Genomic DNA, 8,369 nt, shown 5'->3' with positions numbered 1-8,369 from the left:
CGCACCGGCACCGGCGCCGGCGATCGCGGCCGCCAGCGGGCCGGCGATCACCAGACCGAGCCCCGGCAGGGCGATGGTCGTGCCGACCGCGGCGATCGCCGCGGCGATCGCGCCGAGGCTGCCGCCGATCGCGCCGCCGATGCCCGCGCCTTCGGCCGCCTTCGTGCCCAGCTCGGTCTCGCGGCCGGCGGCGTCGCCCTGGAAGTGCCGCTTGCGGGTCTCGTCCGACATGACCAGGTTGACGTCGTCGCGGTGGTAGCCGCGGTCGGAGATCGACTGGTAGGCGCGCTCGGCGCTGTCCCGATCGCGGAAGAGGCCGGTGAGCATCGGCTTGTTGTCTGTGTTCATGCGTACTCCTGATGGTTGAACCGAGGCTGGAGCATGGCCGAGAGGCCGGCAGCGCCGAAGCGGCTCGGGCCGGACCCCCGGGTCGTCCGAACGGCGCCGACCGGGTCGGCTTTTTCCTACGGACGGCGGCTCAGCGGCGTTGCGGGGCCGGACCGATGAAGTAGCGAACGAGCGGCACGGTCCGCATCAGGCAGGCGGACGCGGCCAGGGCCATCGGCAGCATCGAGCCGAAGGCGTCCATCGTCCAGGCGCCGACAAGCAGCGCAGCGTGCCCGAGCGCGTACAAGCGGAGCGGCCGGGCAAGCGAGCGACGGCGGGTGTCGGACAGCGGCTGCTTCATGGCCGCGCCAGTGTGCCCCGGGCCCGAGCCGCGGGGGGCCGCCCGTGGCCGCGACAGGCGTGCCGTTTGCCCAGTGCGTCACGCATGAAGCCGACCTTCGCGTGCTCGCTCGCAGCGGCGCTGCTCGTCACTGCCTGCGGCGAGTCGGCGACCCTCCCCATCGCGGCCGGAACCGGCCCGACGCCGCAGTTGCCGCCGCCGCGCAAGACCCTTCTGCCGACCGTTCACATCGCGCCGGCGCGGGGCTGGGCGGCCGGCGACAAGCCGGTCGCCGCACCGGGGCTGGCGGTGACCGCGTATGCCAGCGGCCTGGCTCACCCGCGCTGGCTGCACGTTCTGCCGAACGGCGACGTGCTGGTCGCCGAATCGAATGCGCCGCCGCGCGAGGGCGGCGGCATCCGCGGCTGGATCATGAAGCAGGTGATGAAGCGCGCCGGTGCGGGCACGCCGAGCGCCGACCGCATCACCCTGCTGCGCGGCCTGAACGCGAACGGCACGGCGCAGTCGAGAAGCGTCTTCGTCGACGGGCTGCGCTCGCCGTTCGGGATGGCCCTGGTCGGCCGCGACTTCTTCGTCGCGAATGCCGACGGCGTCGTCCGCTTCGACTACGCCGAGGGTGCGCTCCGCGTCGCCACGCCGCCGGTGCCGGTGACCGATCTGCCCGGCGGCCCGCTCAACCACCACTGGACCAAGAGCCTCCTCGCCAGCCCGGACGGCAGCAAGCTCTATGCGACCGTCGGCTCGAACAGCAATGTCGCGGAGAAGGGCCTGGCGGTCGAGGAAGGACGGGCCGCGATCTGGGAGATCGACCTCGCCAGCGGCAGCAAGCGCCTGTTCGCGACCGGGCTGCGCAACCCGAACGGGATGGCCTGGGGCCCCGGCGGCGGGCTCTGGACCGTGGTCAACGAGCGCGACGAGATCGGCAGCGACCTGGTGCCCGACTACCTGACCTCCGTTCGCGACGGCGGCTTCTACGGCTGGCCCTACAGCTACTTCGGCCAGCACGTCGACGTGCGCGTGCAGCCGCAGCGGCCCGAGCTCGTCGCTCACGCGCTGGTGCCCGACTACGCGCTCGGTGCGCACACGGCATCGCTCGGGCTGGCATGGTCGGCGGGGACGTCGCTGCCGGCGGCCTATGCCCGGGGCATGTTCATCGGGCAGCACGGCTCGTGGAACCGCCGGCCGCACAGCGGCTACAAGGTCGTGTTCGTGCCGTTCGCGGAGGGCAGGCCGTCGGGCCAGCCGCTCGACGTGCTGACCGGCTTCCTCACCGCCGACGGCGAGGCCAAGGGCCGGCCCGTCGGCGTGGCGCTCGACCGGACGGGGGCGCTGCTGGTGGCCGACGACGTCGGCAACATCGTCTGGCGCGTCGCGCCGGCGCGCTGAGGGCCCGCGGCAAGCCGAGCTCGGCGCCCCTCCTGCCGTCAGGTCCGGCTACTTGGCCCTGGACTTGTCCCATTCCCGCAGCGCCGCCAGCGTCTTCTCGACGTGCCGGTTCGGGTTCAGGCTCTGGTAGTTGTAGATCACCTTGCCGTTCGGCGCGATCACGTAGGAGATCCGGTTCGCGTAGTCGGGGCGCAGCGCCATCACGGCGTCGTACGACTTCATCACCTTCTGGGCCTCGTCGGACGCGACCGGGAACTTGCCCTGGCAGGCCTGGACCGAGAACTTGCCGAGCGTCGCGATGTCGTCCGACGACACGCCGATCACGGTCGCGCCGAGCGCCTCGAACTTGCCGATGGCCTCGGCGAACTCGTGCGCCTCGATGGAGCAGCCGACCGAAAAGGCGGCCGGGAAGAAATACAGGACCACCGGTCCCTTGGCCAGCGACTCGGCAAGGGTGAACTTGAATACCTTGCCGCCGAGCGCCGCCGGCACTGTAAAGTTTGGCGCAGCATCTCCGACGTCGAGTGCTGCGTATGAAGGCGTTGACAACGAGAGCAACAGCAGGATGAGCGCTAGAAACTTCTTCATGGCAGGCTCCGGTCCAGGTCGGGAATCTTACGAGAAAGGAAGCCCTGGCGACGCCGACAGGCTCGAGGCCCGCGGCGACCGGGCACACGGGCTCCCTGTCGCGCCGGCAGGCGAGTTTCTTTCCTGGACTGCCGCCCTCCGTCGCCTGGTCGCCCTCTGCTTCGTAGCCGCGGTGCTGGCCGGGTGCGGCACCCTGCCCGCAAACGTCGGCCGGACCGACACGCTGGCCCTGCCGTCCAACCCGGACAGCCCGCTGGTCAAGATCGCCCGCGCCTCGCTTCCTTCCGAGGAGCAGACGGGCGTGCGCCTGCTGCCGCTGGGCGCCTTCTCGCTCGACGCGCGGATCCAGCTGGCCGAGCGGGCGACGCACTCGCTCGACGTCCAGTACTACGTGATCGAGAACGACCGGACCGGCCGCCTCCTGCTGTCGAAGTTGCGCGACGCGGCGCTGCGCGGCGTGCGGGTCCGCCTCCTGGTCGACGACCTGTACACCTTCCACACCGACGCGCTGCTGCGTGGCCTGGCTTCGTTCCCGAACGTCGAGGTCCATCTCTTCAACCCGTTCTGCTGCAACCGGTCGGGCGGCGTCGCCGGCAAGTACATCGCCTCGATCTTCGACTTCGGCCGCCTCAATCACCGCATGCACAACAAGATGTTCATCGCCGACAACGCGATGGCGGTGATCGGCGGGCGCAACATCGCCGACGAGTACTTCCTGCTCGGCAGCGATTCGAACTTCGTCGACATGGACGCCTTCCTCATGGGCGCCGTCATCGCCGAGCTGTCCGCGATCTTCGACCGCTACTGGAACAGCGAGGTCGTCTACCCGATCGACCGGATCGGCGAGAAGCTCGGCGACAAGCTGGCGCGGCAGAAGGCCTTCGATGCCACCTTGGCCAGCCTGCCGATGTCGCCGCCGAGCGATCCGCCGGACACCGACGTCCTCGGCTACGGCCCGATCGGCGAGGAGCTGGAGACGGGCCAGCTCGGCCTGCACTGGGGCATCGCGCATGCGTTCGCCGACCCGCCGGAAAAGCTGCTCTCCAAGAGCCCGCAGATCGCTTTCGAGACCAGCGTCACCAACGGCGTGATGATGCGGGTGTGGCAGGCCAAGAACGAGCTGGTCCTGACCTCGCCTTACATGATCCCGGGGCCGGAAGGCGTCGCCTCGTTCCGCCACCTGCAGAAGGAACAGGTCAAGGTGACCGTGATGACCAACTCGCTCGCCGCCACCGACGAGCCCCTGGTCCACAACAGCTACTCGAAGTACCGGCCGGCCCTCCTAGAGGCCGGCGTCGACCTCTACGAGCTGAGCCCGACCCGGGCGCAGAAGACCAAGCGGCTCGGCGCCTTCGGCAACTCGCTCGGCCGTTTGCACGCGAAGTCGGCCGTCATCGACCGCAAGCAGGTGTTCGTCGGCTCGATGAACCTCGACCCGCGTTCGGCGAGCGCCAACACCGAGCTCGGCATGTTCATCGACAACCCGGCCATTGCCAAGGAGATGCTGCGGGTCATCAACATCAGCAAGCTCGAAAGCGCCTACCGGGTCCGCCTCGATCCGAAGACCAAGGCCCTGCAGTGGCTCACCGTCGACGGCGACACCGAGGTGATCCTCGGCGTGGAACCGGAGTCGAGCCTGTGGCTGCGCGTGCACAACATGCTGATGGGTTGGTTCGTGCCCGAGCAGCTGCTCTGAACCCGGGCCGCGGCCAGGGCCGTCGCCAGGCCCTCAGAGCTGCGAGCCGAGCACGGACGCGAGCCGCTCCAGCAATCTCTCCTTCAGCGGACGGTCGTTCCATTCGGCGAAGCTGATCCGCCGTGACTTGGCGAGGTCGGCCTCGAAGATCGCCGTCTGCTCGCGGGCGAATGTGGCATCGACGATGTTCAGCGTCGCCTCGTCGTTGAGGCGGAAGGACCTGTTGTCGAAGTTGGTCGAGCCCACCGACACGAGCAGGCCGTCGACGATCATCACCTTGCAGTGGTACATCGTCGGCCGGTACTCGGCGATCTCGGCGCCGGCGGCGAGCAGCGGACCCCAGGTCGCGCGCGAGGCGCTGCGCACGGTGTCCGAGTCGATGTGCTCGCCGGGGACGACGATGCGCAGCTTGACGCCGCGCTTGAGCGCCTCGAGCAGGGCGGCACGGCTGAGATCGTCGGGAACGAAGTACGACGCCGACAGGTCGATCGACTTCGTCGCCGAGGTGATGGCCAGCAGGTACATGAGCTGCATGCTCTCGCTGCCGCCGGTGGGCGAGCTGCTGAACATCTGCGCCGAGCCGTTGCCGGCCGGCTCGATGGCCGGGAAGTAGACCGGGCCGTGCAGCACGTCGCCCGAGGCCTTGATCCAGTTGTCGAGGAAGACCGCCTGCATCTGCGCGACGACCGGCCCCTCGACCTCGAAGTGCGAGTCGCGCCAGTGCTCGGGATCCTGGGCGTTGCCGGTCCACTCCGGGGCGATGCCGACGCCGCCGGTGAAGCCGATGCGTCCGTCGACGACGAGGATCTTGCGGTGGGTGCGGTTGTTGAAGCGGCTCAGGTGCGTCCAGTGCGGCGGATGGAAGCGCTGGACCTGGACCCCGGCCCGCTTCATCTCCTCGACCATCGCCTCGTCCATCTTGACGCTGCCGAGCCAGTCGAGAAGGACGTGCGTCTTGACGCCGGCGCGGGCCCGCTCCGACAGGGCGTCGGCGAAGGCCCGGCCGATGTCGCCCGACCAGTAGATGTAGGTCTCGAAGGTGATCGACGTTTTCGCCGAGCGGATGGCGGAGAGCATCGCCGGAAAGATCGCGTCGCCGTTGAGCAGCACGCGGTAGCGGTTGCCGCCCACGACCGCCGGGCCGAGCAGGAAGCCGAGGTCGCGAACGAACTGCGGGTGCTCGATCGGGTAGAGGCGCTCGAGCCGGCGCTCGATCTTTTTCTCGCCGCCGAGCAGGTTGAGGGCGAGCAGCACCGCGACCACCGTGAGGACCACGGCGCCGGCCACATAGAGCCAGGTCCGGCGCGGCACAATCCTTCGATGCATCGCCGCATTGTCGCCCGGACTTCGCTCGCCCTCGCCTTCGGCCGATGAGCGCCGCAACGGAGTTCGACTACATCGTCGTCGGCGGCGGCTCCGCCGGCTGCGTCCTCGCGGCCCGGCTCAGCGAGGATCCGCAGGTCAGCGTCTGCCTGCTCGAGGCCGGCGGCGTCGACAAGAGCGTGCTGATCCACTGCCCGGCCGGGCTCGCCGTGCTGGCGCAGACCGGGTCGGCGAACTGGGGCTTCGAGACCGTGCCGCAGCCCGGCCTCGGCGGCCGGCGCGGCTACCAGCCGCGCGGCAGGGTGCTCGGCGGCTCGAGCTCGATCAACGCCATGATCTACGTGCGCGGCCAGCCGGCCGACTACGACGCCTGGGCCGCTGCGGGCAACCCGGGCTGGGCCTGGGCCGACGTGCTGCCCTGGTTCCGGCGCGCCGAGCACAACGAGCGCGGCGCCGATGCCTTCCACGGCGTGGGCGGCCCGCTCAACGTCATGGACCTCGCGCAACCGCATCGCTTCGGTTCGCTGTTCGTCGAGGCGGCCCGGCAGGCCGGGCACGCGGCCAACCCCGATTTCAACGGCGAGCGCCAGGAAGGCGTCGGCTTCTACCAGGTGACGCATCGCCGGGGCGAGCGCTTCAGCGCCGCCAAGGCCTACCTCACGCCGAACCTGGGCCGGCCGAACCTGAAGGTGATCACGCAGGCGCAGACCCGACGCGTGGTGCTGGAGGGCCGGCGCGCCGTCGGCGTCGAGATGAGAGTCGGCGGCGTCGCGACCCCCCTGCGTGCCCGCCGCGAGGTCCTGCTCGCCGCCGGCGCACTGCAGTCGCCGCAGCTGCTCATGCTCTCGGGCATCGGTCCGGGCGAGCACCTGCGCTCGCTCGGCCTCGAGGTTCGGCACGACCTGCCCGGCGTCGGCGGCAACCTGCACGACCACGTCGACGTGATCCAGGTCCTCGACGCGCCGCACCTGAAGGACCTGTTCGGCCTGTCGTTGCGGGGCGCGTTCGACGCCGCGCGCGGCATCCGCGAGTGGCGCCGGCACCGGCGCGGCCCGATGACGACCAACTTCGCCGAAGCCGGCGGCTTCATCCACAGCCGGCCCGACGTGGAGCGGCCCGACCTGCAGCTGCACTTCGTCATCGGCAAGCTGCTCGACCACGGCCGCAAGGTCGTGTTCGGCCACGGCTACTCGTGCCACGTGTGCCTGCTCCGGCCGAAGAGCCGCGGCAGCGTGCGCCTGGCCAGCGCCGACCCCGGCACGGCGCCGCGCATCGACCCGAACTTCCTGGGCGAGCGCGAGGACGTCGATGCGCTGGTGCTCGGCTTCAAGCAGATGCGGCACATCCTGGCGCAACCGGCGCTCGCCGGCCACGGCGCACGCGAGCTCGCCGCGTCGGCCTCGGCGCGCAGCGACGCCGAGATCGAGGCCTTCGTCCGCGGCCATGCCGACACCATCTACCACCCGGTCGGCAGCTGCCGCATGGGGCCGGGCCCGCTCGACGTCGTCGACGCCGAGCTGCGCGTGCACGGCATCGCCGGCCTGCGTGTGGTCGACGCTTCCGTGATGCCGAGCATCGTCAGCGGCAACACCAATGCGCCGACGATCATGATCGCGGAGAAGGCGGCCGACCTGATCCGCCGCTCCGCCCCCTCCCTTGCCGCGGCCCCGCCGCTTTACCTGGAAAGTCAACCCGCATGAAGACCCGTGCCGCCGTGGCCTGGAAGGCAGGCCAACCGCTCAGCATCGAGACCGTCGACCTCGAAGGGCCGCGCGCCGGCGAGGTGCTCGTCGAGGTCAAGGCCACCGGCATCTGCCACACCGACTGGTTCACGCTGTCCGGCGCCGACCCCGAAGGCCTGTTCCCCGCCATCCTCGGCCACGAGGGCGCGGGCGTCGTGCTCGACGTCGGCCCCGGCGTGTCGACGCTGAAGAAGGGCGACCACGTCATCCCCCTCTACACGCCCGAGTGCCGGCAGTGCAAGTTCTGCCTGTCGAGGAAGACCAACCTCTGCCAGCTGATCCGCGGCACGCAGGGCAAGGGCCTGATGCCCGACGGCTCGAGCCGCTTTTCGAAGGACGGCCAGCCGCTGCTGCACTACATGGGCACCTCGACCTTCGCCAACCACATCGTCGTGCCGGAGATCGCGCTGGCGAAGATCCGCCCCGACGCGCCCTTCGACGTCGTCTGCTACATCGGCTGCGGCGTCACCACCGGCGTCGGAGCGGTGATCTTCACGGCCAAGGTCGAGGCCGGCGCGAACGTGGTCGTGTTCGGGCTCGGCGGCATCGGCCTCAATGTCATCCAGGGCGCGAAGATGGTCGGCGCCGACAAGATCATCGGCGTCGACCTGAACCCCGGTCGCGAGACGATGGCGCGCGAGTTCGGGATGACGCACTTCATCGACGCGAAGAGCGTGCCGAACGTGGTCGACGCCATCGTGCAGCTCACCGACGGCGGTGCCGACTACAGCTTCGAGTGCATCGGCAACACCACCACGATGCGGCAGGCGCTCGAGTGCTGCCACAAGGGCTGGGGCCAGTCGATCATCATCGGCGTGGCGCCGGCCGGGGCGGAGATCTCGACCCGGCCGTTCCAGCTCGTCACCGGCCGGCAGTGGAAGGGTTCGGCCTTCGGCGGCGCGCGAGGCCGCACCGACGTGCCGAAGATCGTCGACTGGTACATGGA

General features: G+C 70.1%; 7 protein-coding genes and 1 pseudogene. 4 read left to right on the top strand and 4 right to left on the bottom strand.

All coding sequences use genetic code 11. The features are described from left to right. Both AC30N0_RS01875 and AC30N0_RS01870 read right to left on the bottom strand, forming a co-directional pair. Positions 1-348: pseudogene (locus tag AC30N0_RS01875) on the bottom strand (hypothetical protein); the annotation flags it as partial. 130 nt (positions 349-478) lie between these two features. Further along, positions 479-688 carry a hypothetical protein gene (locus tag AC30N0_RS01870; protein ID WP_489516242.1) on the bottom strand — a complete coding sequence of 70 codons (210 nt, stop codon included), beginning with the start codon at positions 686-688 and terminating at the stop codon, positions 479-481. Positions 689-772: 84 nt separating this feature from the next. On the opposite strand from AC30N0_RS01870, the gene AC30N0_RS01865 reads away from it, so the two are divergent. After that, a complete protein-coding gene (locus AC30N0_RS01865; protein ID WP_489516241.1) occupies positions 773-2,074 on the top strand; it encodes a PQQ-dependent sugar dehydrogenase in 1,302 nt (433 codons plus the stop codon). Positions 2,075-2,122: 48 nt separating this feature from the next. On the opposite strand, the gene AC30N0_RS01860 is transcribed toward AC30N0_RS01865, so the two are convergent. Beyond that, positions 2,123-2,662: a peroxiredoxin gene (locus AC30N0_RS01860; protein WP_489516240.1), complete on the bottom strand. Its 540-nt coding sequence runs from the start codon at positions 2,660-2,662 to the stop codon at positions 2,123-2,125. Positions 2,663-2,834: 172 nt separating this feature from the next. On the opposite strand from AC30N0_RS01860, the gene AC30N0_RS01855 reads away from it, so the two are divergent. After that, positions 2,835-4,358, top strand: a complete 1,524-nt coding sequence (locus tag AC30N0_RS01855) for a phospholipase D family protein (protein WP_489516239.1) — start codon at positions 2,835-2,837, stop codon at positions 4,356-4,358. 33 nt (positions 4,359-4,391) lie between these two features. Here AC30N0_RS01855 and AC30N0_RS01850 read toward each other — a convergent pair whose 3' ends face one another. After that, positions 4,392-5,684 (bottom strand): phospholipase D-like domain-containing protein, encoded by a 1,293-nt coding sequence (locus AC30N0_RS01850; protein ID WP_489516238.1) that lies wholly within the window; start codon positions 5,682-5,684, stop codon positions 4,392-4,394. Between the two features lie 44 nt (positions 5,685-5,728). Here AC30N0_RS01850 and AC30N0_RS01845 point away from each other — a divergent pair, with 44 nt between their 5' ends. Both AC30N0_RS01845 and AC30N0_RS01840 read left to right on the top strand, forming a co-directional pair. Continuing rightward, positions 5,729-7,381, top strand: a complete 1,653-nt coding sequence (locus tag AC30N0_RS01845; RefSeq protein WP_489516237.1) for a GMC family oxidoreductase — start codon at positions 5,729-5,731, stop codon at positions 7,379-7,381. Further along, a partial coding sequence (locus tag AC30N0_RS01840) for an S-(hydroxymethyl)glutathione dehydrogenase/class III alcohol dehydrogenase (RefSeq protein ID WP_489516236.1) occupies positions 7,378-8,369 on the top strand: 992 nt, incomplete at its 3' end. The genes AC30N0_RS01845 and AC30N0_RS01840, both read left to right, overlap by 4 nt.

It is taken from the genome of Rhizobacter sp. (genome assembly GCF_031412495.1).
GTDB lineage: Bacteria > Pseudomonadota > Gammaproteobacteria > Burkholderiales > Burkholderiaceae_C > Schlegelella_A.
The sequence above is the reverse complement of the archived record's forward strand: the minus strand, read 5'-3'. Positions and strand labels throughout refer to the sequence as shown.

Coding starts and splice junctions, on each gene's coding strand:
- AC30N0_RS01870 (WP_489516242.1), bottom strand. CDS start 688: ATGAAGCAGCCGCTGTCCGACACCCGCCGTCGCTCGCTTGCCCGGCCG.
- AC30N0_RS01865 (WP_489516241.1), top strand. CDS start 773: ATGAAGCCGACCTTCGCGTGCTCGCTCGCAGCGGCGCTGCTCGTCACT.
- AC30N0_RS01860 (WP_489516240.1), bottom strand. CDS start 2,662: ATGAAGAAGTTTCTAGCGCTCATCCTGCTGTTGCTCTCGTTGTCAACG.
- AC30N0_RS01850 (WP_489516238.1), bottom strand. CDS start 5,684: ATGCATCGAAGGATTGTGCCGCGCCGGACCTGGCTCTATGTGGCCGGC.
- AC30N0_RS01845 (WP_489516237.1), top strand. CDS start 5,729: ATGAGCGCCGCAACGGAGTTCGACTACATCGTCGTCGGCGGCGGCTCC.